Below are 25,858 nucleotides of genomic sequence, written 5' to 3' on the forward strand. Positions count from 1 at the left end.
GGGCGAGCTGGTCGTAGGAGCACTAACCGATGGGCGAGGGGTACGCATGACCGACACCGGCCAGGTCCCGGGCGAGGGACTGCCGGAGAGCGCAGGCATGGTGGAGCAGCCGGGCGCCCCCGCGCACGGTGCGTACACCTACCTCTCCGAGACCACCGCCGAGACCGAGGACGAAGACCTGCTGCTGTTGCCGGGCGCCCAGGGCGCCTGGGGCAACGAGGTCCCTCCGCCCGCGCCGGAGCCGGTCGTGGAGACCGTGCACCAGCCGGGCCCGCACGAGATCTCCGGCCGCGACAGCGGCTCGGTCGACCTCGGCGGCGTTCGCCTGCCCGACCCGCCGCCGATCCCGCCCATCACCCCGCGCCGGCCCCTGCACCTCGGCCCGCCGCTGCCCGACAGCTCCTCCAGCCCGGTCCGCTCCCTCGCCGACCGCGGCCCCGCCGACGCGCCCGTACGGCAGCCGGCACCGTCGCCGGCGGGCCCCGAGTACCTCGACGGCCCCCGCGCCCCCGAGACGCCCGCGGCCCCCGCCGCGCCCTGGGGCGAACAGGTGACCCACCCGGCTCCGGTGAGCGCCGGGGCGGCACCTGCGGAAACGGTTGTTCCGGCGGCGGACCCGATGGGCACGGCCCAGGCGGTCGCGACCCACACGACGACCCACACGACCCCGCCCGTGGCGGCCGGTGAAGACCCGTCCACTGCTCAGCACCAGACGCCCGCCGAGGCCGGTCAGGCCGCCCCCGCGGCGGTCGCCGCCGACGCCGGGGCGATGGACGCGGGCCCGGCACGGAACCAGGCCGACGCCACCGCCGAGCAGGCCGTCCCGGCTGACGCCGGTGGCGGGGCGGCGCAGGGCGCGGCCGCGGCTGCCCCGGAAGCCACGCTGCCGCCGGTTGTGGCGGACGCGGGCCAGGACGCCGGGGTGCCGGGGCCGGACTCCGCGGGCGAGCAGGCCGCGGTTGCGGACGCAGCCGAGCAGACCGTGACTTCGGCTCCTGCCCCCGAGACCGGGCAGACTCCTGCGGCGGTCCCCTTCCCGGAGGCCGCGTCCGGCCCGGAGCACGCCCCCGTCACCTCACCGGAGACCGTCGGCACGGAGACTGCGGCGCAGGCACCGGACGGGTCGGACGAGGCGGTGACCCCCGAGGCGGTCGCCAAGGTACCGGCCGCCGGTGCCGCGCCCGAGGCCGCCGCGCCGCATGCCGAGGCGGCGACTCCTGAAGCGGTTGCCCAGACACCGGCCACCGGCGTCGCCCCCGAGGCCGCCGCGCCGCTTCCTGACGCGGTGGTGCCTGAGGCGGCGGCGCAGGCGCCCACCCCGAACGGTGAGACCGAGGTTGTGGCACCTGCTGTGGACGCGACCGCAGCCCCGCAGGTCGCCGCGCCGCTTCCCGACGCGGTGGCGCCTGAGGTGGTGGCGGAGATGCCGACGGCGGGTGCCGAACCCGCGGCTGCGGCACCGGCTGCGGCACCTGCTGCGGACGTGACTGCGGCCCCGCAGGCCGCCGCGCCGCTTCCCGACCTGGCGACCCCGGAGGCGGCGGCGCAGGCGCCCACCCCGAATGCTGGTCCCGAGGCTGTGGCACCTGCTGCCGAGGCGACCGCGGCTCCGCAGGTCGCCGCGCCGCTTCCTGACCTGGCGACCCCGGAGGCGGCGGCGCAGGCGCCCACCCCGAATGCTGGTCCCGAGGCTGTGGCACCTGCTGCCGAGGCGACCGCGGCCCCGCAGGCCGCCGCACCGCTTCCGGAGGCGCCCGCTCCCGAGGCGGCGCCGCAGGTACCCGCCCCGGGTGTCGACCCCGAGGCTCCCGCCGCAGGCGTGCCCACGAGCGCCCCCGAGGCCGTTGCACACGTACCGGCAGCGGATGTTGATCCCGACGCCGCCGCACCGGGCGAGGACGCGAGCACATCCGAGACCGCCGCACCGGCCGTTGCCGTGAACACCCCCGAGGCCGTTGCGCAGCCCCTGGACGTGGCCGCCCCCGAGACCCCCGCACCGGCCCCTGAGGCCACCGCCCAGGAGACCCCCGCACCGGAGCACGTCGCCGCCCAAGAGGCCGCTCCCGAGCCTCCGGCCGCCCCTGCCGCGCCGCAGCCCGAGGCGACGGACTCCCAGGCGACGGACCCCCAGCCCGCCGCGCCCCACCCTGAAGCGCCCGGCCAGGACGCCACCGCGGCCCCGGCCCCGGACGCCCAGGGCGCCGCCCCCGCGCTCCCCGGAACCGCCGTGCCGGCCGAGGCCCCGCACCCCGCCGCCGCCCCGGACGCGTCCGCCCCGGCCCAGCCCTCCGCGGCAGCGGCACCCGATGAGGCCCCGGCCCCCGGGTCCGCCCCCGCCGCCGACGCGGTCCCGGCCGAGGTCCCCGACGCCGTCACGGTCACTCCCGCCGCCGAGCCCGCGACCCCGGCACCCGCCGAGGACGTCACCGTCGTACTCCCGGCCTCCGTCGCGGCCCCGGTCGCGGACGAGTCGGCCGGGCAGCCCGTGCAAGGCCCGCAGCAGTCACTGCCGGCACCGTCCGAGACGCTGGAGCCGTCCGCACCCATGACCACCGTCCCGGCACCACGCGACGGCGACGCCGAACTCGCCCAGAACGCCGACGACCTGGACACCCGGGCCGCCGAACAGGAAGACCTGGCCGACCAGGAACGCCGAGAAGAGAGCGCGGTCGCAGTGGCAGAAGCCCGACGGTCCACCGGCCCCGCCGCCCCCGGTTACGACCCCGCCGAACGCGAGGCCGTCCTGAAGGTGATGCGCGAACGCCGCGACATCCGCAACGGCTTCCGCAGCGACCCGATCCCGCACGAGGTGCTGCTCCGTGTCCTGGAGGCCGCCCACCACGCGCCCTCCGTCGGCCACTCGCAGCCGTGGGACTTCGTCGTCATCCGCTCCGCCGACACCCGGCGCGCGATGCACGAACTGGCCATGCGCCAGCGCGACGCCTACGCGAAGTCCCTCCCCAAGGGCCGGGCGAAGCAGTTCAAGGAACTGAAGATCGAGGCCATCCTCGACACGCCGGTGAACATCGTCGTCACCGCCGACCCGACCCGCGGCGGCCGCCACACCCTGGGCCGCCACACCCAGCCCCAGATGGCCCCGTACTCGGCCGCCCTGGCCGTGGAGAACCTCTGGCTCGCCGCCCGTGCCGAAGGCCTCGGCGTCGGCTGGGTCAGTTTCTTCGACGAGCGCGAGATGGTCCGCGCCCTCGGCCTGCCCGAGCACCTGGAGATCATCGCCTACCTGTGCGTCGGCTACGTCGACGAGTTCCCGGACGAGCCCGAGCTGTTGCAGGCCGGCTGGTCCAAGCGCCGCCCGCTGTCCTGGGTCGTGCACGAAGAGACATACGGCCGCCGTGCCCTGCCCGGAGAGGAACCCCACGACCTGCTCGCCGAGACCGTCGCGCAGATCCGCCCGCTGGACGCCAAGGCGCTCGGCGAGGCGTGGGAGCGCCAGAAGCGTATGACCAAGCCGGCCGGTGCGCTGGGCATGCTGGAGATCATCTCCGCCCAGCTGTCCGGTCTGTCCCGCCAGTGCCCGCCGCCCATCCCGGAGCCCGCCGCGGTCGCCATCTTCGCGGGCGACCACGGTGTGCACGCGCAGGGCGTCACCCCCTGGCCGCAGGAGGTGACGGCCCAGATGGTGGCCAACTTCCTCGGCGGGGGCGCGGTCTGCAACGCCTTCGCGACCCAGGTGGGCGCCGAGGTCTGCATCGTGGACGTGGGCGTCGCCGCCGACCTCCCGGCCACCCCGGGCCTGCTGCCCCGCAAAATCCGCGGCGGCACGTCCGACATGACGACCGGCCCGGCGATGACCCGCGAGGAGGCCAGGCAGGCCATCGAGGTCGGCATCGAGACCGCCCGCGACCTGGTCGCCGCCGGCAACAAGGCCCTGCTCACCGGTGAGATGGGCATCGGCAACACGACCGCGTCGGCCGCGCTGATCTCCGTCTTCACGGGTGCGGACCCGGCCGAGGTCACGGGCCGGGGGACCGGCATCAACGACGAGACCCTCGCCCGCAAGACGGAGGTCGTCCGCCGCGCCCTCGAACTCCACCAGCCGGACCCGGCCGACCCGGTCGGCGTGCTCGCCGCGATCGGCGGCTTCGAACACGCCGCCATCGTCGGCCTGCTCCTCGGCGGCGCCTCCCTGCGTACGCCGGTGATCCTGGACGGCGTCAGCGCCGGGGCCGCCGCCCTGGTCGCCCGCGCGATCGCCCCGGAGGTCCTGGCGGCGTGCATCGCGGGTCACCGCAGCGCCGAGCCCGGCCATGTCGCCGCCCTCAACAAGCTGGGCCTGCGCCCCCTGGTCGACCTCGACCTCCGCCTCGGTGAGGGCACCGGCGCCCTGCTCGCCCTCCCGCTGGTCCAGAGCACCGCCCGGGCCATGCACGAGGTGGCGACGTTCGACTCCGCAGGAGTGACGGAGAAGTAGGCCCGCCGTCGTCGACGTGGCTGCGTGACCGGGCGTTCCGCTGACCGGGACGCCCGCCCACGGACCACCCCTCGGCGGGCGCCCGGGTGCCCAGCCACCGGACCGCCCGAGCCGCTCTCCCGCCCGCCCATTAAAATCCGCACGTCAGGGCACTGAATACCGCCGCAACAGGAGCCGCACCCCATGGCCGAACACCCCGCCTACCCCGTAGGCCTCCGCCTCACCGGCCGCCGCGTGGTCGTCCTCGGCGGCGGCCAGGTCGCCCAGCGCCGCCTCCCGGCACTGATCGCGGCCGGCGCGGACGTCCTCCTCGTGTCACCCGAGGCCACTCCGTCCGTCGAGGCCATGGCGGACGCCGGCGAGATCACCTGGCAGCGGCGCCCCTACCAGGAGGGCGACCTCGCCGACGCCTGGTACGCCCTCATCGCCACCAGCGACCCCGAGGCCAACACCGCCGCCTCGGCCGAAGCCGAGCGGCACCGCGTCTGGTGCGTCCGCTCCGACGACGCCGACCGGGCGACGGCCTGGACCCCGGCCACCGGCCACAGCGAGGGCGTCACGGTCGCCGTCCTCACCACCGACGCCAAGGGGCGCGATCCCCGCCACACCGCCGCCATCCGCGACGCGGTCGTCGAGGGCCTGCGCGACGGCACGCTCGTCGCCCCGCACCACCGCACCCGCACCCCCGGAGTCGCCCTGGTCGGCGGCGGACCCGGCGACCCGGACCTGATCACCGTGCGCGGCCGCCGTCTGCTCGCCGAGGCCGACGTGGTCATCACCGACCACCTCGGCCCGCGCGACCTGCTCGCCGAACTCTCCCCGGGCGTCGAGGTGATCGACGCGGCGAAACTGCCCTTCGGCAGGTTCATGGCCCAGGAAGCCATCAACGACGCCCTGATCGAGCACGCGCGCCAGGGCAAGTCGGTCGTCCGGCTCAAGGGCGGCGACCCCTTCGTCTACGGACGCGGCATGGAGGAGGTCCAGGCCCTGGCCGAGGCCGGCATCCCGTGCACCGTCGTGCCCGGCATCTCCAGCTCCATCTCGGTCCCGGGCGCCGCCGGCATCCCGGTCACGCACCGGGGCGTCGCCCACGAGTTCACCGTGGTCAGCGGCCACATCGCCCCCGACGACGAGCGTTCCCTGGTCGACTGGCCGTCTCTGGCCAAGCTGACCGGCACGCTGGTGATCCTGATGGGCGTCAGCACGATCGGCAAGGTCGCCGAGACGCTCATCGCCCACGGCAAGTCCCCGGACGCCCCCGTCGCCCTGGTCCAGGAAGGCACGACGGCCGGCCAGCGCCGTGTCGACGCCACGCTCGCGACGGTCGCCGAGACTGTACGGACCGAGGACGTGAAGCCCCCGGCCGTGATCGTCATCGGCGAGGTCGTGAAGGTCGGCCCCAAGACCCCCGCGCCCCGAAAGTAACCCCGGGTAACACAACCCGTACCGAGCCGTTGGCACCGCACCCAGGACAAGGCAGTATCACCCTGTGGCCGATCTCATCACCGTCGAGGACCCCGACGACCCGCGTCTGCGCGACTACACCGGCCTGACCGACGTGGAACTGCGCCGCAAGCGCGAACCCGCCGAGGGCCTGTTCATCGCCGAGGGCGAGAAGGTCATCCGCAGGGCCAAGGAAGCCGGCTACGAGATGCGGTCCATGCTGCTGTCGGCCAAGTGGGTCGACGTCATGCGCGACGTCATCGACGAACTCCCGGCCCCGGTCTACGCCGTCAGCCCGGAGCTCGCCGAGCAGGTCACCGGCTACCACGTGCACCGCGGGGCGCTTGCCTCCATGCAGCGCAAACCCCTGCCCACGGCCGCCGACCTCCTCCGCACCGCCCGCCGCGTCGTCATCATGGAGTCGGTCAACGACCACACCAACATCGGCGCCATCTTCCGCTCGGCCGCCGCCCTCGGCATGGACGCCGTCCTGCTCTCCCCGGACTGCGCCGACCCCCTCTACCGCCGTAGCGTGAAGGTCTCCATGGGCGCGGTCTTCTCCGTCCCGTACGCCCGTCTGGACACCTGGCCCAAGGGCCTGGAGTCGGTCCGCGAGGCGGGCTTCACGCTTCTCGCCCTCACCCCCGACGAGAAGGCCCGGTCCCTCGACGAGGCCGCGCCGCACACCATGGACCGCGTGGCGCTCATGCTCGGCGCCGAGGGCGACGGCCTGTCCACCCAGGCCCTGGTCGCGGCCGACGAGTGGGTCCGCATCCCGATGTCCCACGGCGTCGACTCCCTCAACGTGGGCGCGGCGGCGGCCGTGGCCTTCTACGCCGTGGCCACGGGCCGGCCCCAGGTCTAGGACGCGTCCATGGAGCAGCGCGAGGCCGTCGTCGCCGTCCTCCTGCGCGGCGACCGTCTCCTCGCCGTGCGGCGCGGACCGGCGGTCGTCCGCCCCGGCTACTGGCAGCCCGTCAGCGGCAAGGTGGAACCGGGGGAGACCCAGGAGCAGGCGGTCGTCCGGGAGGTGCACGAGGAGGTCGGCCTCACCGTCGTGCCGGAGGCGAAGGTCTGGGAGTCGGAGACCGACGACCGCCGCTTCCGCCTCCACTGGTGGACCGCCCGCGCCGGCACCGGCGAGGTGGTCCCCGACCCGCGCGAGGTCGCCGAGACCCGCTGGGTCACCCCGCGGGAGTTCCTGGCGCTGGACCCGGTCTTCGACGGTGACCGGGAGTTCTTCGAACGGATCATGCCGGAGCTCTGACGGCCCGCCGAACAGCGGGCCGTCGTCCCACGGCTAGAAGCCCCGCGGAGAGCCGTCCTGCCGGACCTGCTCCTGCCGGACCTGTTCCTGCCGTACGCCGCCCCCGTCGCCGCCCAGTCCCCGGGCCGGGCCCTGACAGCCCTGCACCAGGGCGATGCCGACCGCCACCAGCAGCGTCACCACGACGAAGACGAACAGCCGCTGCCGCAGCAGCCGCGGGTTGGCGGGGCGCAGTTTGGTGCCCGTGTTCCGGGATGCCGGGCGTCCGGTGCCGCTGTGCGGGGCGGGGCGACTGCCGCTGCCCGAGCGGGTGCCGTTGCGCCCGGTGGGCGTCGGCCGCGACCCCGACCGCGACGGGGCGCCGCCGCGCGAGGCACCGGATCCGCGCACCGGAGCCCGGCCACGGCCCGTGCCACCCGTCGAACGGGGACCGCCCCCGGCCGACCGCGATCCGCCCCTGCTCGGGGAAGGCGTACCCTCCGGCGCCCCATGTCCGTCCCGGGACGGCGACCCACCACGCGGCGGGGGAGTGCTCCGGCCCCGCTGCGCCCCGGACGCCCCCACGCCCTGCGGCCCCTGCGGACGCCGGGTCCGCTCGGGGTAGGTGTCGGCGAGCCGGTCGGACTCGGCACCGCGCGGCGCGGGCGGCCGGACACCGGCGAGGTCCTGCGACTCCCGGGCCGCGATCTCCTTCAGCCTGAGGGACAGTTGGAGCGTGCTGGGCCGCTCCTCGGGGTCCTTGGCCAGGCACGCCCGGACGAGCGGTGCCAGCGCGTCGGGCACACCGTGCAGTTGCGGTTCCTCGTGCACGACGCGGTACAGCATCACCTCGGAGCTGCCGTGCCCGAAGGGCGAGTCCCCCATCGAGGCGTACGCGAGCGTGGCGCCGAGCGAGAACACGTCCGTGGCCGGTGTGACGGTGGCCCCGCGCACCTGCTCCGGCGCGAGGAAACCGGGCGAGCCGACCGCCGTGCCGACGTGGGTGAGCGTCGAGGCGCCGGTGGCCCAGGCGATGCCGAAGTCGATGATCCGCGGCCCCTTCGGGGACAGCAGGATGTTGGACGGCTTCAGGTCCCGGTGCACCACCCCGGCCTCGTGCACCGCGACCAGGCCCTCCGAGAGGGCGGCGCCGACGGCCGCGACGTCGGCGGCGCCGAGCGGCCCCTCGGCCGCGACCTTGTCGTGCAGGGAAGGGCCGGGTACGTACTGCGTGGCGAACCAGGGGCGGTCCGCGTCGAGGTCGGCCGCCACCAGGCGGGCCGTGCAGCCGCCGCGGATCCGCCGGGCCGCCGAGACCTCGCGGGCGAACCGTGAACGGAACTCCTGGTCCTCCGCCAGGTCGGGCCGGATGACCTTGAGCGCGACCCGCTGCCCCTTCTTGTCGGAGCCCAGGTAGACCACGCCCATCCCACCCGCGCCGAGCCGTCTGTGAAGCTTGAACGAGCCGACGACGCGCGGGTCCTCGCGCCTCAGGCGCATCATCGCCATGTTCATCCCCGCTGCCCGGTCCTGTGACGAGCCACAGCTTACGTTTCCACGGCCGCCCGCGCGCAGAGGCCGCGCCCTCTCAGGGTGATGGATTGTCAGTGGCCGGCGGGAGACTTGAAAGGCGGTCAGGGAGGGCGCGAGGAGGCGGACTTCGCCCAGCGGGTGCTCCCAACCGCCCGTGCGCTTAGGGGGATTGGTCCTGTGCAGGGTGATCGTGTGGAGATGGCCGTGGACGCCGGGAACACGACGCACACGTCAGTGGTGATGGCGAGCGGGGCGGGCCACAGGGTGGAGACGGCGGGGCGCCGAGGTGTCGTGGAAGTGAGCGAAGTCACCCGGCGGGGCTCCCCCACGCCGTGTGGGCAGTAGGGAGGGGCGGTCGGGCGCACCGCCCGCTGTATGGCGAATCGGGTGCCGATCCTGGCGGAACAGCCGGTTCCGCAGGAGGAGAGCACCGGCAAACCGGAACGATCCGGGCGCCCCGTCGGGGAAGACCCTGAGACCCGTGTCCCCGTCTCCACCCAGGGGAGTACACCGCAGGTGGCGACTCATCCTCCGGGAGGCCCGGCAATCGGTACGAGGGCATGACGCCCGAAGCGGGCCCGGCGCCTAGATTTGAGGTCAAGCGGCGGGTGGCAGCACTCGTCCCCCGAGGTCAGACGCCCGCCGCTGTCAACGACAACCGATCACGGTCAGGAGAGGGGCCATGGCCCAGACGGCTCCGCGGACGCTGCTCCGCGCAGAGGGACGCAAGGTGTACGCCGCCGCGTTCCGCCGCCGCCCGGGCCGTCGCCACCCGGTGGTGGCGACGCTGATGGCCCTTCCCCTGGCGGTCCTGCTCCTCCTCGTCTTCGACGGGTGGGAGACAGTGGCCACACAGGCGTCGTCCGTGGGAGAGATGCTGGGGCGCTGAGCGGCGACCCCAGGCCCGGAAGAGCGGTCCGGGCGGGGACATCCCACCCATGAAACCCCGTGGGGACGGGGGTGCGGCGGACGGCAAAAATGCCGGCGCAGCTGGGGAGCTGCGCCGGCATTGCTTTTGCCCCGCGGGCGTCGAGCACCGGAACGGTGCGGTTCCCTGCGGCGGGGCCCCTGTCTGCACGTACTCTCAGCCGGTGAACTCCGCCCCCGGGCCGCTCCTGGCCGATCTCACCGCCGAGGCCCGAGCCGCCGCCCACACGCGCTCATCGGCCTGCCCCTGCGGCGCGGCCACGCTCGCCGACCGCCCCGACGGCCTGGTGGTGCGGCACGCGGACACCGTCGCGAAGGCCCACCCCCCGGGCACCGACCCGGCCGAACTCGCCGCCCGCCTCACCCTCGCCGCCCGGCACCCCGGCATTCTCCTGCCCCCGCTGCACCCCACCCCGGTCGCCCTGCACGGCCGCCCGGTGACGTTCTGGCCGTACGGCACCCCCGTGGATCCGGACGATCCGGACGCCGCCCCCTGGGAGGCCGCCGCCGTTCTGCTCGCCCGCCTGCACCGCACCCCGGCCCCCGCGGACCTGCCCGCCATGCGCGGCCCGGTCAAGGCGGCCCGGGCCATCGCCCGGCTCCGCGAGGCCGGCCCGCACCCCGCCGCCGCCCCGGTGCTGCGCGCCTGGGCCACCCTCCCGCCGTGGTCCCGGGGCGAGGCCCCGATGCCGCACACCGGCACCCTCTGCCACGGCGACCTCCACCTCGGCCAGCTGGTACGCCACCCCGCCCCGGCGGGCCCCTGGCTGCTGATAGACGTGGACGACCTCGGCGTCGGCACACCCGCCTGGGACCTCGCCCGCCCCGCCGCCTGGTACGCCTGCGGCCTGCTCCCGCCCGACGCGTGGGACCGGTTCCTCACCGCCTACCGGCAGGCGGGCGGCCCGGCCGTCCCCGCCCAGGGCGATCCCTGGCCCGCCCTGGACGTCGCGGCCCGTGCCCTCACCGCGCAGACCGCGGCCCGGGCCGTGGTCAAGGCGGCCGCGGCAGGCCGGGCGCTGGACGACGTGGAACAGGCGGTCGTGGACGCCTGTGACCGAATGGCCGCCGTCCCGCCGCAGTCGGCGCAGGACCACGCGAAGTAGGGTGCAACCGATCACAGCGGGACAGAGTCTGTCCTGGCGAGAGGTGAAGCAGGACCGACGGCGAGGAGTTGAACGACCATGCAGTGTCCGAAGTGCCGTGCGCCGATGCACACGTACAACCGCAACGGTGTCCAGATCGAGCAGTGCAGCGGCTGCCGAGGAATCTTTCTCGACTACGGCGAGCTGGAGTCGCTGACCCGTCTGGAGGCCCAGTGGTCCCAGCCGGCTCCGCCACCCCCGCCCGCCCCGCAGGCCTACCCGGCCCCACCGGCTCCCGCCTGGGGCGCCCCGCACGGCGGCCACGGCCACCACGGTCACCACCGCCACAAGAGCTTCGGCCACATGCTGTTCTCTTCGTGACGTGAGGTCGTGACATCACCGGAGCCCCCGGCCGAGAACGGCCGGGGGCTCCGGTGTGATGTGGACGATACTGGGATTGAACCAGTGACCTCTTCCGTGTCAGGGAAGCGCTCTCCCGCTGAGCTAATCGTCCTCGGGACCATGACCACAGTCAGCGACGGGTCGTGGGCACTGCGTGCGCGATACTGGGATTGAACCAGTGACCTCTTCCGTGTCAGGGAAGCGCTCTCCCGCTGAGCTAATCGCGCGGGGCGGATCTCGAAGATCCAGTGGACGATACTGGGATTGAACCAGTGACCTCTTCCGTGTCAGGGAAGCGCTCTCCCGCTGAGCTAATCGTCCTTGGAGGTGGAGACGGGATTTGAACCCGTGTAGACGGCTTTGCAGGCCGTTGCCTCGCCTCTCGGCCACTCCACCAGGAGTGCGGGGGACCGGGATCCCCCTCTTCCTTCGAGCGGACGACGAGGTTCGAACTCGCGACCTCAACCTTGGCAAGGTTGCGCTCTACCAACTGAGCTACGTCCGCCTGTCGGTTCGGTCCGCTCTCGCGGCCCGGCGACGTGTTGAACTCTAGCGGATTCCGGGGCCAGTACAAAAACGCGTTTGTGCAGCGTGCTGCGCTTCCCCTGCTCAGCGACGTCACAGGGCCGCCCGGGGAGACATCCCCCGGTCACCCGCGGGACACCCGCCTAGACTCGACTGCGTGCTCGACCTCCCTCCTCTGGCCCGCTTCGGTGACCGTGTCGCCACCGGGCTCCTCGATGTCACCGACGATCCCGAAGCCCTGGAGTCCAGCGGCTTCTGGGCCGTCTGCGCCGACTTCGAGGGCCGTCTGGCCTGCGCCCGCTTCGCGGAGGTCCGGACGGCGCACGTGCCGGCTCCCGTGCCCGGCGCGTGGCACGGACCGGCTGCCGGCGACTGGACGTCCTCGCTCGACCGCGCCGCGTACACGGCCGCCGTGCGGCGGATCCGCGCCCACATCGCGGCCGGGGAGGTCTACCAGGCGAACCTGTGCCGGGTGCTGTCCGCGCCCGTCCCGCCCGGCGCCGACGTGGACGCGCTCACCGCGCTGCTGGCCCGGGGCAACCCGGCCCCCTATGCCGGAACGATTCGCCTGCCGGGGCACGGCGTGGAGATCGCCACCGCCTCCCCCGAACTCTTCCTGCGGCGCGACGGCCGGACCGTCGAGTCCGGGCCCATCAAGGGCACCGGCAGGACCGAGGCGGACCTGCTGGAGAAGGACTACGCCGAGAACGTGATGATCGTGGACCTCGTCCGCAACGACATCGGGCGGGTCTGCGCCACGGGCAGCGTCACGGTGCCCGACCTGTGCGCCGTGGAGAAGCACCCCGGGCTGGTCCATCTCGTCTCGACGGTCCGCGGGGAGCTGGCGGACGGGGCCGGCTGGGCCGAACTGCTCGGCGCCGCCTTCCCGCCCGGCTCGGTCACCGGCGCGCCCAAGTCCAGCGCCCTGCGGATCATCGACGCCCTGGAGACGGCGCCCCGTGGCCCCTACTGCGGCGGGATCGGCTGGGTGGACGCCGACCGTGGGACCGGGGAGCTGGCCGTCGGCATCCGTACCTTCTGGATCGACCGGTCCGACGGCACGCTGCGGTTCGGCACCGGCGCCGGCATCACCTGGGGCTCCGACCCGGAGGGGGAGTGGCGGGAGACCGAACTGAAAGCGGCCCGGCTGCTCGCGATAGCGTCGGGAACCCACGAGGCGAGGGAAGAGGACCTGACGTGAAGATCTGGCTCGACGGCGGGCTGCGGGACATCGAGTCCGCCCGTGTCTCCGTCTTCGACCACGGGCTGACCGTGGGCGACGGCGTCTTCGAGACCGTGAAGGCCGTGCACGGCCGGGTGTTCGCGCTCACCCGGCACCTCGACCGGCTGACCCTCTCCGCGCGCGGCCTCGGCCTGCCCGAACCGGACCACGACGAGGTGCGCCGCGCCTGCGCCGCCGTCCTGGAGGCCAACCCCGTGCCGCTCGGCCGGCTGCGCATCACCTACACCGGCGGTCACGGCCCCCTCGGCTCCGACCGCGGCGAGCACGGCCCCACCCTCGTCGTCGCCGTCGGCGAGACGACCCGCCGCCCCGACTCCACCGGCGTGATCACGGTCCCCTGGACCCGCAACGAGCGCGGCGCCCTCACCGGCCTGAAGACCACCTCGTACGCCGAGAACGTCGTCGCTCTCGCCCGCGCCCGCGAACAGGGCGCCTCCGAGGCCCTGTTCGGCAACACCGTGGGGCGGCTGTGCGAGGGCACCGGGTCGAACGTCTTCGTCGTCCTCGACGGTGAGATCCACACGCCGCCGCTCGCCTCCGGCTGCCTCGCGGGCATCACACGCGCGCTGACGGCCGAATGGACCGGCGCCATCGAGACCGACCTGCCGCTGGACGTCCTGGAGCGGGCCGACGAGATCTTCCTGACCTCCACCCTGCGGGACGTGCAGGCCGTGCACCGCGTCGACGGCCGTGAGCTGCCCGGCGCGCCCGGCCCGGTGACCGCCAAGGCCATGCGGATCTTCGAGGAGCGGTCCGGGAACGACCTCGACCCGTGAACCGCCCCGGATAATCGGCTGACCGGGGCCCTGGTTGCGGGTAGAACACCCCTGATGACCACGACCCTGCGGCCGACCGAGCCGCTTCAGCAGAACGACGACGGGACGCGCTCACGCCGTTTCCAGGTGTGTGTGAACAGCCGTCCCGTGGGGGTGATACACCTCGGCACACACCCGGTCTTCGGCGCGGCGGTGGCCCGGATCATGAAGCTGCGCATCGACGAACCGGACCGCGGGCGGGGCCGCGGCACCGTGGCCGCGCTCGCCGCGGAGGAGGTCGTGCGCGGCTGGGGGTGCCGCCGCATCGAGGCGACGGTCCCCGCCGAGTCCACGGCAGGACTCCGGCTCGCCACGGCGCTCGGCTACGTCGTCCGCAACCGCGGCATGGAGAAGCCTCTCGGGGACACCCCGCCCGACCTGCCGGAGGGCAGTCGCGCCCGGCCCATGACCGAGGCGGAGTTCGGCCCCTGGCTGGAGCAGGGCAAGGAGCACTACGCCCGCGGCTGGATGGAGCGGGGTGTCCCGGAGGCCGAGGCCCGGGCCAAATCGCAGCGCGACCACGCCACCCTCCTGCCCGAGGGGCTCGCCACCCCCGGCATGCTCATCAGCGTCGTCGAACACCTGGGCACACGGGTCGGCACGCTGTGGCTGGCGGTGCGCGAGAACAGCGCGTTCGTCTTCGACGTCGAGGTCGACGCCGCCCACCGGGGGAAGGGCCACGGCCGCACCCTCATGCTCCTGGCGGAAGCACAGACGATCGCCGAGGGCAGGCGGACCCTCGGCCTCAACGTCTTCGCCGGCAACACCCCGGCCGAACGGCTCTACGCGTCGCTCGGCTACGAGACGACGCAGTACGCCCTGTACAAGCCGCTGTTGTAACGGCCCGTGAGCCGGGCGAGGGCGGTCACTGCTCCTGCCCGGCCAGCAGCCGGTCGGCGATCTCCTCGATCCGCTCGCGCAGCCCCTCCTGGCTCTTGCCGCCGTCCAGCCGCTCACCGCCGATGACGTACGTCGGGGTGCCGGTCACGCCGAGCGCCTTGCCCTCGGCCTGGTCGGCGTCCACGATCAGGATGTGCCGGCCGTCGACCAGCGCGGTGTCGAACTCCTCGGCGTCCAGGTCCAGTTCGCGGGCCAGCTGGACCAGGAAGGGCTCACCCGCACGGGCCAGTTCCTCGACCCGCCCCAGCAGCGCCTCCACGTACGGCCATCCCCGGCCCTGCTCCCAGGCCTCCTCAGCGGCCTGGGCGGCGGCGAAGGCGTGCTTGTTCTTCTCCAGCGGGAAGTGCCGCAGCCGCAGCTCCAGACGGTCGCCGTAGCGGGCGCGCAGGGCATGGAGATCGTCCAGCGCGGTACGGCAGTCCGGGCACTGGAGATCGCACCAGATCTCGAGGACGGGAGCGGTGGAACGGTCGGGGGTGGAGTCACTCATGCCGACAGTCTCCCAGCAGTGGCGGCCGGGGGCGCAGCGCACCGGCACCTGCGGAGGAGACGACCCGGAGATGTCCCTGATGTCGGAGCGGACCATGGCCCGGCGGGGTGGGGCGGGTGCAGGATGGAAGGGACGAAGTGCCCCGACCCGACCGCGCCACGCCTGGAGGACCGGATGATTGCCGAGACCGTCTGCTCCGCCGTGTCCGCGGCAGGCCTGGGCATCGCCGTGATCACGGCGTACCGCAAGCGCTACCTCGCGGCGGTCCGCATCGCCGCGTACGCGCTCGTCCCGATCGGCCTCGTCATGACGGGGGTCGTCGAATGGCTGGCCGACACCGCGTTCAGCCCGACGGCCTGGGCCGGATTCGGCGTGCTCGGTCTCGCGTGGTTGCTCTTCATGACCACACGAGCCGTGGAGCGGCGTCGCGGCGGCACCCGCAAGGAGCGCAGGGCCGCGGCCCGCGCGGCGGAGCAGCCCGACGCGGTGGCCCCGGCGGCCTCGACGCCCGGCCTGGCCCGGGGCGGCGCTCGCCCGGCCGCGGCCCGTCCCGCCCCCGCCTCCCGGGGTGACGACGACTTCAGCGACATCGAGGCCATCCTCAAGAAGCACGGCATCTGACCGAGCGGCCCGCCCGGGGCCGAATCGTCACAGAGGGTCCGTCCGTGCGCGGAAGTGATCACAACCCGAACCGGACCTCACGGAATCGGCGCATCCCCGCACGCGACGACGTCGCCGATCGCGCCCGGCCGGGCGACTGCGTCATCATCGCCGCGAGATGCTGGACACGACGAAACAGAGCCACCCCGCACCGCCGCGGGACCGGCCGCACCCCCCGCGGGACGAGCCACGTCCGGGGCAGGACGAGCCGCGCGGTTGCCTCTTCGCCCTCTCCCAGCCACCGCTGATGATCTTCCTGGCGGTGATCGGGTGCCTGCTGCTCATGGCCGCGTTGCACGATCTGCTGTTGCTGTGAGCCTCAACCCGCGGTACCCGGCGCCACCCGCCGGGTCCGCGCCGGCGCTCTTTCCCGACCTCGCGGACCTGCGGCGGCTGTCAGCCCGCCGCCTCCTTGCGGCGCGCCCGGTACGCGGCCACATGCAGACGGTTACCGCAGGTACGGCTGTCGCAGTACCTGCGCGAGCGATTGCGGGAGAGATCGACGAAGGCGCGCCGGCAGTCGGGCGCCTCGCACCGCCGCAGCCGCTCCTGCTCCCCAGCCACCACGAAGAACGCCAGCGCCATCCCGCAGTCGGCGGCCAGGTGATCCGCGACCGAGGCACCGGGCGCGAAGTAGTGCACGTGCCAGTCGTAGCCGTCGTGATCCGTGAGCCGGGGGGTGGTGCCGGCGGCCGCGACCAGCTCGTTGATCTGCCCGGCGGCGCTCCGGGCGTCGGGGGCCGCGAAGACGGCGGCGAAGCGTTCGCGGATCCTGCGCACCGCGGAGAGGTCGAACTCCGAGAGCACCCCGACGTCGCTGATCTCGTGGTTGCGCACGAAGTCCGCGAGGGCCGCCACGTCCGGCAGCCCGTCCGCGGCCGTGTCGTCCTCCGGTGCGGTGTTCACCAGATCGACCACGGTGTCGAGGGCGCACCGGGTGTCGTGGGTGATCAGCACGATTCGCTCCCTGGCCTGAGGGTCGGGCGGGCGCCCGCCGATGCTGGCCGATGGTAACGGCTCCACCGCCGCCGGACCGCCCTCATGCCCGCACATGGCTTCGAATAGAACGCCGCCGGGCCCGCCGTGGTTCCCGCGGGCACCGGCAGGGGAGAGATGCCGACGGGGGAGTGGAGCCGGCACGCGAACCGGCGCCGAGCCGCGTGATCCGCGGTACCGGCGCCGGTGTCATCCCGTATGCGGTTGTCCGAGCCCGAGCCGTCTCCCCGAGTCGACGGCGCCGGGCGGCTTGGTGAGCGCCTCGCCCTAGCTTTCCGCCAGGATGTGCGAGAGCTCCTGATCGAGGTCGAAGTGCCGGTGTTCCGTGCCGGGGGGCACGGCGGCGTCGGTCCGCTTCAGGAAGGACTCCAGGGCCCGCGCCGGGGCCTCGAGCAGGGCCTCGCCCTCCGGCGAGCTCAGGGCGATGCAGACGACGCCCTGACCGTGACTGCGCGACGGCCAGACACGGACGTCGCCGGTGCCCGTAGGGCGGTGAAGTCCCTCGGCGAGGAGGTCGCGGGCGAACACCCACTCGACGGTTTCCTCGGCTCCGGTGTGGAAGGTGGCGTGCACGGCGTAGGGGTCGGCCGTGTCGTACCGCAGGCCTGCGGGGACAGGCAGGGATGACTCGCTCGACACAACGAGGCGCAGGTGCAGCTCGCAGCTGACCGTGGTGTTCATAAGCGCCAGGGCCTTTCGCTCAGTGTGCGCTCGGGGATTCGCACGTCGGCGAAATCGACATGCCACCTACGGTGCCGTTGTAAACCCCTCTGAGTGTTTTGCGTGCCTTTACGTAACTCTTCCGGCCGAGGGATCGTTCGCGGCATGCGGCCATTCCGGTGACTGGTTTCGCTCCGGTAGTGTTCGTCCGTATGAATACGGGGAGTAACGAGCCGGGCGAGGTGGCCGTGGCGTCGGACGAATCGGGGACGGGCGAGGTGCACGGCGAGCAGGACCGGGGCCTCGGCTCCCGGGCGCCGGAATTCATCAAGGCGCGTCGCGCGCTGCACCTGAGCTGGCAGGTCGGCGTTTTCATCATCGGCCTCGCGGTGGTCGTGGCCGGCATCATCATGCTGCCCCTGCCCGGTCCGGGCTGGGTCGTGATCTTCGGCGGCATGGCGATCTGGGCGACGGAGTTCGTCTGGGCGCAGCTGGTGCTGCGCTGGACCAAGCGGAAGGTCACGGAGGCCGCCCACCGGGCCCTCGACCCCAGGGTGCGGCGCCGCAACATCATCCTGACGTCGGTCGGGCTGGTGATCGTGGGCGTGATCGTCGGTTTCTACCTGTGGAAGTTCGGCGTCGTCATGCCGTGGAAGATCAAGGACCAGTGAGCGTCACACGCACCCCCTGACATGGGGTAATGTTCTTCCTGCGTCCGGGCGATTAGCTCAGTGGGAGAGCGCTTCGTTCACACCGAAGAGGTCACTGGTTCGAACCCAGTATCGCCCACCCGGACCGGCGGCCCACCTGCGACCAGCAGGTGGGCCGCCGTCGTTCTGCCAGCGGCGGGGCGGTGGTGCGGGTGCCCTCTCCGGCGGTGTTCGCCGGCCGGGTCCGACCTGCTGCCATCGGCTCCAGGGGCCCTGCCGCTGAACCCGATGCTCAGACCCCCGTCCGCTGGATCTGTCCGCCGGACCTCTGTCACCGCCTCCGCTGGTCAGGCCCGACAGCGCGCCCCTCACCGGTCAAGCTCCATGTCACCCCCGCCGAGCAGGGCCGGCACCCACCCTCCGCATCGCTTCGTTCCGGCCGACCTGGTGCCGCCCGGGGGAAACGTCAGCCCACCCGTCCGTTCCTGCTACCCCCACACCCAGCCCCACCCCCGCTCCGTAACCCCCAGTCGCCGCCCCCCTCACCCAGCTCCACCCCATCCCAGCGCCACATGGCCGAAACAGACCCACACCCCTGAACCCGCGACTCCCACCCCACCGTCGTCTTCCGGTCGCGCACAAAACTCACCCCGCCACCCGCACCCCGTTCGGCGATCCGACCACACCGCCGTCACCAGCGGCGTCGCCCCGCCCCGTCCCTGGTGCTGCCCGCTCCGCCCGCTCCAGCGGTCGGCTCTCGGTAAGAAAATCTTGTCCGAATCATTGACGCACCCTCAGCCCCTCCGTAACTTGTGCCAGCAAGCGCTTACTTGAAACGATTCATGCGAGCGGGACGACGTGCGGGGAGGTCCAACGGTGCTGAACGGCAGGAACGTTGAGAGACGTACGATTCTGAAGGCGGCCGGGGCTACGGCGGCCACGATGGGGCTGGCGGCGACCACCGGCTGCGGTGGCGACGGAGGGACCTCCGCGGACGGGACGGTGACGATCCGTTACGCGTGGTGGGGTGCGGAGGACCGCGCAGAGCGAATCAACAAGACGATCGAGCTCTTCCACAAGAAGTACCCGAAGATCAAGGTTAAAACGGACTTCCAGCCTTATCTCGACTTCTGGAAAAAGTTCAACACCCAGGCCTCCGGCGGAAATCCGCCGGACGTGTTCCAGAATGCGATCGGCTTCCTCCGGAAATACGACGCGAAGAACGTGCTGCTCGATCTCAGCGAGCAGGTCAAGGCGGGGCACCTCCGGATGGAGGGATTCCGCGCGGGCCTGGAGAAGTTCGGCGAGGTCGACGGCAAGCTCCTCGGCGTTCCGGTCGGTTCGAACTCCATGTCCCTGGTCATCGACAAGCCCGTCTACACGCGAGCCGGTGTGAAGCCGGAGCAGGGCTGGACGTGGGACGACTACCACGCGGCGATGAAGAAGATCCGTGACAAGACGGGGCGTGCGGGTGACACCGGCCCGTACAACATCATGTACCTCTACGACCTCTACCTGCGCCAGAACGGCAAGGCGTTCTTCACCGAGGACGCCCTCGGCTTCACCGAGGCGGATCTGACGGACTGGTGGACGAAGGCGAAGCAAGGCGTCGAGGACGGCAGCTATGCCAACCAGAAGAAGGTCGCCCAGATCAAGCCCAAGTCGGCGGTCGCCGGGGAGATCTCCGCCGGTGAGTTCACCTGGGACAACTTCACCGTCCGCTACACCTCCGAGGGCAAGAGCGAGTACGGCCTGGCCCCCATCCCGACCACGGACGGCAAGAAGACCGGCCAGTACCTGGGTTCCCTCATGCTGAGCGCCGCCAAGCGCACCCAGCACCCCAAGGAAGTCGCCCAGTTCATCGACTTCATGGTGCACGACCCCGAGGTCGCCAAGATCATGGGCTACGACCGCGGCGTCCCCGCGACACAGGCGCAGTTCGACGCGTACAAGCCGACCGACGAGGTCAACAAGGCGATCGCCGCCTACGAGGAGTCCCTCGTCAAGGCGGGCGTCCTGGAGCCCATCACCCCGCACCCGAACGGCGCGGACGTCTGCGAGGCCGCCTTCCTGCGCATTGGTGAGGAACTCGGCCTGGGCAAGCGCTCGGTGGCCGAGGCCGTCAAGCAGTTCTTCAGCGAGTCGAAGACGGCTCTCGGCACCTGATGGGAACCACCGTGACACACGCCCCTGCGATGGAGGGCCTGTCAAAGGACTCCGAGCCGCGGCACGGTCCGGTGACACCCGAGCGCCCCGCCGCCCTCAAGCGGCGGCGGCGCCGGGAGAACCTGGCCGGCTATCTCTTCATGTCCCCGTGGATCGCCGGGTTCCTGCTGCTCACCGCGGGCCCGATGATCGCCTCGCTCTACTACGCCTTCACCGACTACAACCTCTTCGACGCCCCCAAGTGGATCGGCCTCGGCAACTTCTCCGAGATGTTCGGCGATCCGCGCTGGCGCCACTCGGTGCAGGTGACGCTCTGGTACGTCGCCGTCGGCACGCCGCTCAAGCTGATCGCCGCCCTCGGTGTGGCCCTGCTGCTCGCCCAGAGCCGGCGCGGGCAGGCCTTCTACCGGGCCGCCTTCTACGCGCCGTCCCTCATCGGCGCGAGCGTCTCCGTCGCGATCGTCTGGAAGGCGATCTTCTCGGACGACGCGATCGTCGACCGCACCCAGAAGATGTTCGGCATCGACGTCGGCGGCTGGACCGGCGACCCGGACATGATCATCTACAGTCTGGTGGCCCTCACCGTCTGGCAGTTCGGCGCCCCCATGGTCATCTTCCTGGCCGGTCTCAAGCAGGTCCCGCGCGAGCTGTACGAGGCGGCCGAGGTCGACGGGGCGGGCAAGCTGCGGCGGTTCTGGAACATCACGCTGCCGATGATCTCTCCGGTCCTCTTCTTCAACGTGCTGCTGGAGACGATCCACTCCTTCCAGATCTTCAGCTCGGCGTACATCGTCGGCGGCGGCGCCGGTGGCAACGCCTGCGGTCCGGCCGACGGGTCGATGGTCTACACCTGCTACCTCTACGTCCAGGGCTTCGAGAACAGCCGCATGGGTCTGGCCTCCGCGATGGCCTGGCTCCTGCTGGTCGCGGTCGCCCTGGTGACGGCGGTGCTGTTCTGGTCCCAGAAGCGCTGGGTGCACTACGAGGAGGGCGCCCGATGAGCTCCCCCAATCTCTCGACTCCGCTCGATCAGGGGGCACCCCCATCGGCCACCGACGTCAAGGCCACAGCCGGAGCGCTCCGGCGCAAGCTGCCCGGCTCCCTCGCCTGGCACATCGGATCACTCCTGGTTCTCGCGGTGATCCTCTACCCGGTGATCTGGGTCATCGGCGGGTCCTTCAAGAAGAGCGACGAGATCGTCGGCAGCCTGGACCTCCTCCCGACCGACCCGGTCATCGCCAACTACAAGAGCCTCGCCGACGGCATCGCGGACATCTCGATCTCCACGTTCTTCTTCAACTCGCTGTTCCTCGCGGTGGGTTCCGTGATCGGGGTCCTGGTCTCCTGCTCGCTGACGGCCTACGCCTTCTCGAGGATCCGGTTCGCGGGCCGCAATCTGCTGTTCACGCTGATGATCGGCACGCTCCTGCTGCCGTACCACGTGCTGCTGATCCCGCAGTACGTGCTGTTCCGCAACCTTGAACTGATCAACACCTACACGCCGTTGCTGCTCGGGAAGTACCTGGCCACCGAAGCGTTCTTCGTCTTCCTGATGGTGCAGTTCATGCGCAACATGCCCAAGGAACTGGACGAGGCGGCCCGGCTCGACGGCTGCGGGCACTTTCGGACCTACTGGTCGATCGTGCTGCCGCTGAGCAGGCCGGCCCTGATCACCAGCGCGATCTTCACGTTCATCAACTCCTGGAACGACTTCATGGGCCCGCTGATCTACCTCAACGAGCCCGACAAGTACACGGTCTCGCTCGGCCTGAAGATGTTCGTCGACCAGGAGGGGCTGGCCAACTACGGCGGCATGATCGCCATGTCACTGGTCGCGCTGCTTCCGGTGCTCGCCTTCTTCCTCGCCTTCCAGCGCTACTTGATCGACGGCATGGCCACGTCGGGCCTGAAGGGCTGAGGCGGGCATGGCCGGGACACGGGTGAAGGCACGGGGGGAGTCGGCGTCGGCCCATGGGGCCTTTACTGCTCGAGCGGAGTCGAGAGCTTGGGGAAGGTTCGCGGTGTTCGCCGAGTGCCTGCTGACCGGTGTGTGGATCGCGGTGGCCTGTCTGGGAGTGGTCACCTACCCCGCCGCGTTCGCCGCCGGGGCGCGGCACCTGCGACGCCATACGGCACATGAGGGCGGCGGCCGGCGGGAGTTCGTCGCCGACTTCCGCACGGCCCTGCGCGGTGGGTGGCTCGCCGGGATCGCCGGGTGGGCCGCGGTGGGCGCGGTCTGGGTGGACGTGCGGGCGGCCCGGGCGGGGATTCCCGGCGGGCCGCTCGTCGGCGCCCTCGGTGTGGTCGCGCTCATCGGGCTCGTCGTCGCCGGGCTGCGCGCGTCGGCGGTGTGGGCGCCGGGCGCCCGCTGGCGGACGCTGCTGGCCGGGGCCGGGCGGCGCACGGTGCTCGACCCGGCCGGTTCCTTCCTGATCGTCGGCGGGCTGGCCGTGGTGGCCGTGTCCGCCTGGTTCGCCGCGCCGCTGGCGCTCCCCGTCCTCGGGGCCGTGGCGGCCGCGGCCGTCGCCGTGGAGGAGCGGTACCGGCACCGCTGACGGCGGTGCCCCCCTTCCAGGCCGGCGCCCCCGGCGCCGCGCCTTGCTCTGTCATGCCCCTGACCCCCGCACGGATTCGCTTCCCGCACGGACAAGGAAAGGCAGCATCGCCATGTCTCCCATCCCCCGCAGATCCCTCCTCAAGGCGGCCGCCGTCACCGGAGCCGCCACCCAGTTCAGCTGGGCACTGGGAGCCCAGGACGCCCAGGCCGCGCCCGGAGCCGAAGCCGCCGACGCGGAGCCGGTGACCCTGGACTGGCTGGAGGACGGCGGCCTCGGCGCCGCACCCGGCTCCACCCTCGGCGTGCCCTGGCCCAAGGGCGCCTACCAGAAGGACCAGACCTTCGCGCTGACGGACGCCGGCGGCAAGGCCGTACCCGTACAGTCCTGGCCGATCGCCTACTGGCCCGACGGCTCCCTCAAGTGGACCGCGCACGCGGTCGCCTCGAGCGACGGCAAGCTCACCCTCGCCCCCGGGACACCCGCCGCGCCCGAGAAGAAGGTCACCGTCGGCAAGCACGGCGGCACCATCGACATCACGACCGGCGTCATCACGGCGAGGATCGGCACATCCGGCTCCACCCTCGTCAAGTCCGTCACCCGGGGCTCCACCGAGATCGCGAAGAACGGCCGGCTCGTGCTGATCCGCCAGCCCGAGATCGAGGACGAGGACCAGGGCGCGGTCAAGACCGAACGCTTCGACGGCGCGATCTCCAAGGTCGAGGTCGAGCAGGCGGGCCCGGTCCGCGCGGTCGTCCGCATCGACGGCAAACACCGCAAGGGCGGCCGCAGTTGGCTGCCCTTCTCGATCAGACTCTATTTCTACGCCGGCGCCGACTCCTTCCGCATGGTGCACACCATCACCTACGACGGCAAGCAGGAACCGGGCAAGGCCAGTGGCGACTTCATCCGGGGCCTGGGAGTCCGCTTCACCGTGCCCCTGCGGGACGAGTCCTACGACCGCCACATCCGCATCGGCGGCGAGGGCACCGGAATGCTCCGCGAGGCCGTCAAGGGCATCACCGGACTGCGCCGGGACCCCGGCGCGGCCGTGCAGGCGGCCCAGTTCGAGGGCAGGAAACTGCCCGACCCGGCCACCTGGGACCAGCGGGTGACGACCCGGCTGCAGTACATCCCCGAATGGGGCGACTACACCCTCTCCCAGCTGTCCGCCGACGGCTTCACCCTGCGCAAGCGCACCAAGAAGGGGCACGGCTGGGTCGCCGCGGGCGGTGGCGGGCGCGCCTCCGGCTTCGGCTACGTCGGCGGGGCGAGCGGCGGGTTCTCCTTCGGGCTGCGCGACTTCTGGGAGAAGTTCCCCGCCCAGCTCGACATCCGGGACGCGCACACCGACGAGGCCGAGGTCACCCTCTGGCTCTGGTCGCCGGAAGCACAGCCCATGGACATGCGCTTCTACCACGACGGCATGGGCCAGGACACCTACCCGGAGCAGATCGAAGGACTCAACATCACCTACGAGGACTACGAGCCGGAGTTCGGCACCCCGTACGGCATCGCCCGCACCTCCGAACTCCTCTTCTGGGCCAACGAGTCGACACCGAGCCCCGACCGGCTCGCCGAGCAGGTCAAGGCCGTCCGCGTGCTGCCGCAGCTGGCCGCCCCGCCCAGGCAGCTCATCAAGGCCAAGGTCTTCGGCCCGGGCATGTACTCCGAGCCCGACCGCTCCACCCCGGCCAAGGCGAAGATCGAGGACCACCTCGACTTCCTCTTCACCTACTACAAGGACCAGGTGGAGCAGCGCCGCTGGTACGGCTTCTGGGACTACGGCGACATCATGCACACCTACGACACGTTCCGGCATCAGTGGCGGTACGACATCGGCGGCTACGCCTGGGACAACTCCGAGCTGTCGCCGGACCTGTGGCTCTGGTTCGCCTACCTGCGCTCCGGCCGCGCCGACATCTTCCGCTTCGCCGAGGCGATGACCCGGCACACCGGCGAGGTCGACGTCTACCACCTGGGCAAATGGGCGGGCCTCGGCACCCGGCACGGTGTGCAGCACTTCGCCGACAGCGCCAAGCAGCAGCGCATCGCCAACACCACCTACCGGCGCTACTACTACTTCCTCACGGCGGACGAACGCGTCGGCGACCTCATGCACGCCAACGTCGACTCCGACGAGACGTTCCTCGCCCTCGACCCGCTGCGCAAGATCCGCACCGAGCCGTACACCCCCGACCGGCACGCACTGTCGGTCGGCTTCGGCACGGACTGGAGCGGCCTGGTGTCGGCCTGGCTGACGGAGTGGGAGCGCAAGGGCCCCAAGTGGGAGAAGGCCAAGGCCCGCGTGCTGTCCACCATGGAGACCATCGCCGCCCAGCCCAACGGCTTCATCCAGGGCAGCGGCCTGTACGACCTGGACACCGGCAGGTTCGCCGTCGCCGGGGCCCCCAAGGTGGAGGTCTCGCACCTCTCGGCCGTCTTCGGCCTCAACGAGCTGTGCGCCGAGCTCATCGACCTCGTCGACATGCCGAAGTTCAACGAGGCGTACTTCGACTACTGCCGTTACTTCAACGCCACCAAGGCCGAGCAGAAGGCCCGCTACGGCTCCGACTTCGGCAACCTGCTGCTGTTCCAGGGCCACTCGCGCCTCGACGCGTACGCGGCCGTCAAGACCGGGGACGAGAAGCTCGCCAAGCGGGCGTGGGAGAAGTTCTACAACTCCGACGGCTACAAGGAGTCGGCGCCCTGGAAGACGGAGAAGCTGAGCGGCCCGGTCGCGCTGGTGCCGGGCAGTGAGGCCACCTGGGTCTCCACCAACGACACCGCGCTGTACGGCCTCGCCGCCATCGAGAACCTGGCGCTGCTCGGCGACAAGATGCCGTAACGGAAGCCGGGCGAACACAGGGCCGGACGAGCGGTTCCCGGGCGCCACTGCGGGAACCGCTCGTCCTAGTCGATGATCTGGTTGAAGAACAGCACGGCGGGGGCCAGCACCCCGCCCCCGACGCTCACCGCGACCGGCCACACATGGCCGGCCAGTGCCGCCAGGACGGTGGCACCGATGCCGACCAGGGCCGCCAGCAGGAAGACGATCGCGGCGCGCTGACTGAGGAGCGGTCCGTCCCGGCCGGGCCCGTCGCGGTCGGCCTGTGCCACCTCGGTGCCC

General features: G+C 72.2%; 23 protein-coding genes, 6 tRNA genes and 1 pseudogene. 20 read left to right on the top strand and 10 right to left on the bottom strand.

The window, feature by feature from the left end:
* Window positions 1–46: 46 nt before the first annotated feature.
* The 4 genes from cobT to AC0665_RS24460 all read left to right on the top strand — a co-directional run bounded on the left by cobT (window position 47) and on the right by AC0665_RS24460 (window position 7,142).
* The gene (cobT, locus tag AC0665_RS24445; RefSeq protein WP_478606490.1) at window positions 47–4,432 is read left to right on the top strand and encodes a nicotinate-nucleotide--dimethylbenzimidazole phosphoribosyltransferase; all 4,386 of its coding nucleotides are present in this window, start codon (window positions 47–49) and stop codon (window positions 4,430–4,432) included.
* 183 nt (window positions 4,433–4,615) lie between these two features.
* On the top strand, window positions 4,616–5,857 hold the full coding sequence (cobA, locus tag AC0665_RS24450; RefSeq protein ID WP_468410287.1) for a uroporphyrinogen-III C-methyltransferase: 1,242 nt from the start codon (window positions 4,616–4,618) through the stop codon (window positions 5,855–5,857).
* A gap of 64 nt (window positions 5,858–5,921) precedes the next feature.
* Window positions 5,922–6,740, top strand: coding sequence for a TrmH family RNA methyltransferase (locus AC0665_RS24455; protein WP_468410285.1), 819 nt, complete (start codon window positions 5,922–5,924; stop codon window positions 6,738–6,740).
* Window positions 6,741–6,749: 9 nt separating this feature from the next.
* Window positions 6,750–7,142: an NUDIX domain-containing protein gene (locus tag AC0665_RS24460; RefSeq protein ID WP_478606487.1), complete on the top strand. Its 393-nt coding sequence runs from the start codon at window positions 6,750–6,752 to the stop codon at window positions 7,140–7,142.
* 33 nt (window positions 7,143–7,175) lie between these two features.
* Here the strand turns inward: AC0665_RS24460 and AC0665_RS24465 are convergent, their stop codons facing one another.
* On the bottom strand, window positions 7,176–8,636 hold the full coding sequence (locus AC0665_RS24465) for a serine/threonine-protein kinase (RefSeq protein WP_478606485.1): 1,461 nt from the start codon (window positions 8,634–8,636) through the stop codon (window positions 7,176–7,178).
* A 195-nt stretch (window positions 8,637–8,831) separates the two neighbouring features.
* Here AC0665_RS24465 and AC0665_RS24470 point away from each other — a divergent pair.
* The 4 genes and pseudogenes from AC0665_RS24470 to AC0665_RS24485 form a co-directional block, all read left to right on the top strand.
* Window positions 8,832–9,131 (top strand): annotated as a pseudogene (locus tag AC0665_RS24470) (hypothetical protein); the annotation flags it as partial.
* A gap of 205 nt (window positions 9,132–9,336) precedes the next feature.
* Complete coding sequence (locus AC0665_RS24475) at window positions 9,337–9,543, top strand: hypothetical protein (protein WP_363120246.1); 207 nt, start codon at window positions 9,337–9,339, stop codon at window positions 9,541–9,543.
* Between the two features lie 202 nt (window positions 9,544–9,745).
* Window positions 9,746–10,687, top strand: coding sequence for a phosphotransferase family protein (locus tag AC0665_RS24480; protein ID WP_478606483.1), 942 nt, complete (start codon window positions 9,746–9,748; stop codon window positions 10,685–10,687).
* Window positions 10,688–10,765: 78 nt separating this feature from the next.
* Window positions 10,766–11,047: a TFIIB-type zinc ribbon-containing protein gene (locus tag AC0665_RS24485; protein ID WP_311684290.1), complete on the top strand. Its 282-nt coding sequence runs from the start codon at window positions 10,766–10,768 to the stop codon at window positions 11,045–11,047.
* A 61-nt stretch (window positions 11,048–11,108) separates the two neighbouring features.
* Here AC0665_RS24485 and AC0665_RS24490 read toward each other — a convergent pair.
* From AC0665_RS24490 to AC0665_RS24510, 5 genes are all read right to left on the bottom strand, one after another.
* Window positions 11,109–11,180: transfer RNA gene (locus tag AC0665_RS24490), tRNA-Val, on the bottom strand.
* 43 nt (window positions 11,181–11,223) lie between these two features.
* A tRNA-Val gene (locus AC0665_RS24495) sits at window positions 11,224–11,295 on the bottom strand.
* 22 nt (window positions 11,296–11,317) lie between these two features.
* A tRNA-Val gene (locus tag AC0665_RS24500) sits at window positions 11,318–11,389 on the bottom strand.
* Between the two features lies 1 nt (window position 11,390).
* A tRNA-Cys gene (locus AC0665_RS24505) sits at window positions 11,391–11,464 on the bottom strand.
* A gap of 36 nt (window positions 11,465–11,500) precedes the next feature.
* Window positions 11,501–11,573: transfer RNA gene (locus tag AC0665_RS24510), tRNA-Gly, on the bottom strand.
* 177 nt (window positions 11,574–11,750) lie between these two features.
* On the opposite strand from AC0665_RS24510, the gene AC0665_RS24515 reads away from it, so the two are divergent.
* Genes AC0665_RS24515 through AC0665_RS24525 form a run of 3 tightly spaced genes read left to right on the top strand, consistent with a single transcriptional unit; the run spans window position 11,751 to window position 14,491 of the window.
* The gene (locus AC0665_RS24515; RefSeq protein WP_478606481.1) at window positions 11,751–12,794 is read left to right on the top strand and encodes a chorismate-binding protein; all 1,044 of its coding nucleotides are present in this window, start codon (window positions 11,751–11,753) and stop codon (window positions 12,792–12,794) included.
* Entirely contained in the window at window positions 12,791–13,612 is an 822-nt protein-coding gene (locus AC0665_RS24520; protein WP_478606478.1) for an aminotransferase class IV, read from the top strand. The genes AC0665_RS24515 and AC0665_RS24520 overlap by 4 nt, the downstream gene beginning before the upstream one ends.
* Window positions 13,613–13,666: 54 nt before the next feature.
* Window positions 13,667–14,491, top strand: a complete 825-nt coding sequence (locus AC0665_RS24525) for a GNAT family N-acetyltransferase (RefSeq protein WP_478606475.1) — start codon at window positions 13,667–13,669, stop codon at window positions 14,489–14,491.
* A 25-nt stretch (window positions 14,492–14,516) separates the two neighbouring features.
* Here the strand turns inward: AC0665_RS24525 and AC0665_RS24530 are convergent, their stop codons facing one another.
* Window positions 14,517–15,041: a DsbA family protein gene (locus AC0665_RS24530; RefSeq protein ID WP_478606473.1), complete on the bottom strand. Its 525-nt coding sequence runs from the start codon at window positions 15,039–15,041 to the stop codon at window positions 14,517–14,519.
* 174 nt (window positions 15,042–15,215) lie between these two features.
* Between AC0665_RS24530 and AC0665_RS24535 the strand changes: the two genes are divergently transcribed.
* Both AC0665_RS24535 and AC0665_RS24540 read left to right on the top strand, forming a co-directional pair.
* A complete protein-coding gene (locus tag AC0665_RS24535) occupies window positions 15,216–15,662 on the top strand; it encodes a hypothetical protein (RefSeq protein WP_478606471.1) in 447 nt (148 codons plus the stop codon).
* A gap of 157 nt (window positions 15,663–15,819) precedes the next feature.
* Window positions 15,820–16,017, top strand: a complete 198-nt coding sequence (locus AC0665_RS24540; protein ID WP_478606468.1) for a hypothetical protein — start codon at window positions 15,820–15,822, stop codon at window positions 16,015–16,017.
* A gap of 80 nt (window positions 16,018–16,097) precedes the next feature.
* Here the strand turns inward: AC0665_RS24540 and AC0665_RS24545 are convergent, their stop codons facing one another.
* Both AC0665_RS24545 and AC0665_RS24550 read right to left on the bottom strand, forming a co-directional pair.
* On the bottom strand, window positions 16,098–16,658 hold the full coding sequence (locus tag AC0665_RS24545; protein ID WP_363120238.1) for a CGNR zinc finger domain-containing protein: 561 nt from the start codon (window positions 16,656–16,658) through the stop codon (window positions 16,098–16,100).
* A gap of 306 nt (window positions 16,659–16,964) precedes the next feature.
* Complete coding sequence (locus AC0665_RS24550; RefSeq protein WP_004002642.1) at window positions 16,965–17,378, bottom strand: SsgA family sporulation/cell division regulator; 414 nt, start codon at window positions 17,376–17,378, stop codon at window positions 16,965–16,967.
* 191 nt (window positions 17,379–17,569) lie between these two features.
* On the opposite strand from AC0665_RS24550, the gene AC0665_RS24555 reads away from it, so the two are divergent.
* The 7 genes from AC0665_RS24555 to AC0665_RS24585 all read left to right on the top strand — a co-directional run bounded on the left by AC0665_RS24555 (window position 17,570) and on the right by AC0665_RS24585 (window position 25,576).
* Entirely contained in the window at window positions 17,570–18,028 is a 459-nt protein-coding gene (locus AC0665_RS24555) for a TIGR02611 family protein (protein WP_468410267.1), read from the top strand.
* A gap of 46 nt (window positions 18,029–18,074) precedes the next feature.
* Window positions 18,075–18,146 (top strand) — tRNA-Val (locus AC0665_RS24560).
* A 737-nt stretch (window positions 18,147–18,883) separates the two neighbouring features.
* Window positions 18,884–20,173 carry an ABC transporter substrate-binding protein gene (locus tag AC0665_RS24565; RefSeq protein WP_478606465.1) on the top strand — a complete coding sequence of 430 codons (1,290 nt, stop codon included), beginning with the start codon at window positions 18,884–18,886 and terminating at the stop codon, window positions 20,171–20,173.
* Window positions 20,173–21,174, top strand: coding sequence for a carbohydrate ABC transporter permease (locus AC0665_RS24570; RefSeq protein ID WP_363121056.1), 1,002 nt, complete (start codon window positions 20,173–20,175; stop codon window positions 21,172–21,174). The genes AC0665_RS24565 and AC0665_RS24570 overlap by 1 nt, the downstream gene beginning before the upstream one ends.
* Window positions 21,171–22,091, top strand: coding sequence for a carbohydrate ABC transporter permease (locus AC0665_RS24575; protein ID WP_478606463.1), 921 nt, complete (start codon window positions 21,171–21,173; stop codon window positions 22,089–22,091). Before AC0665_RS24570 ends, AC0665_RS24575 begins: the two co-directional genes overlap by 4 nt.
* A gap of 7 nt (window positions 22,092–22,098) precedes the next feature.
* The gene (locus AC0665_RS24580; protein WP_478606460.1) at window positions 22,099–22,728 is read left to right on the top strand and encodes a hypothetical protein; all 630 of its coding nucleotides are present in this window, start codon (window positions 22,099–22,101) and stop codon (window positions 22,726–22,728) included.
* 112 nt (window positions 22,729–22,840) lie between these two features.
* The gene (locus tag AC0665_RS24585; protein ID WP_478606457.1) at window positions 22,841–25,576 is read left to right on the top strand and encodes an exo-rhamnogalacturonan lyase family protein; all 2,736 of its coding nucleotides are present in this window, start codon (window positions 22,841–22,843) and stop codon (window positions 25,574–25,576) included.
* A gap of 65 nt (window positions 25,577–25,641) precedes the next feature.
* Here AC0665_RS24585 and AC0665_RS24590 read toward each other — a convergent pair whose 3' ends face one another.
* Window positions 25,642–25,848 carry a hypothetical protein gene (locus tag AC0665_RS24590; RefSeq protein ID WP_468410257.1) on the bottom strand — a complete coding sequence of 69 codons (207 nt, stop codon included), beginning with the start codon at window positions 25,846–25,848 and terminating at the stop codon, window positions 25,642–25,644.
* Window positions 25,849–25,858 lie beyond the last annotated feature (10 nt).

The sequence above is a fragment of the Streptomyces sp. NPDC043685 genome (assembly GCF_056436585.1).